The 433-nt window shown below is 64.2% G+C and carries 1 protein-coding gene; it reads left to right on the top strand.

All coding sequences use genetic code 11. The features are described 5' to 3' along the window. On the top strand, positions 1-268 hold a 268-nt coding region (locus tag EYW47_RS40060; RefSeq protein ID WP_338117870.1), incomplete at its 5' end, for a PAAR domain-containing protein. Between the last annotated feature and the right edge of the window lie 165 nt (positions 269-433).

Below are 433 nucleotides of genomic sequence, written 5' to 3'. Positions count from 1 at the left end.
GCGGCATATGAAGGACGCAGTGACAGGACGTGAGGTGGCACAGCTTGGCGACACCACCGACCACGGCGGCGAGGTCATTCAGGCCGCGCCCAATCTCACCCACCGGGGCGTCCCCGTCGCGCTCGACGGACATCTCGTCAGGTGCCCGAAGTGTGGCGGCGACTTCGCCATCGTCGCGACGGGCAAGCGCACGCATGGCGGCGTGCGTGTGGCGTTCATCGGCGATCGGACGGCGTGCGGTGCCACGCTCGTGAAGGCGGCAGCATGAGCATGCGATCGGGACCACTTGGACAATATCGCATGCTTGGCATGCGGGGTCGCGCAATTCCGGAGCGCGAAATACTCGGTCAAGGCGGCGCATTGCTGCATGAACCATCGTTGATTCCCCGGCGTATATCGGGTCACGAAGGGATTGGCTGTCTCTTCGAGTATC

The organism is Paraburkholderia silviterrae (genome assembly GCF_004353915.1).
Classification (GTDB): Bacteria; Pseudomonadota; Gammaproteobacteria; order Burkholderiales; family Burkholderiaceae; genus Paraburkholderia; species Paraburkholderia silviterrae.
This window is presented reverse-complemented; position numbering and strand designations above follow the sequence as displayed.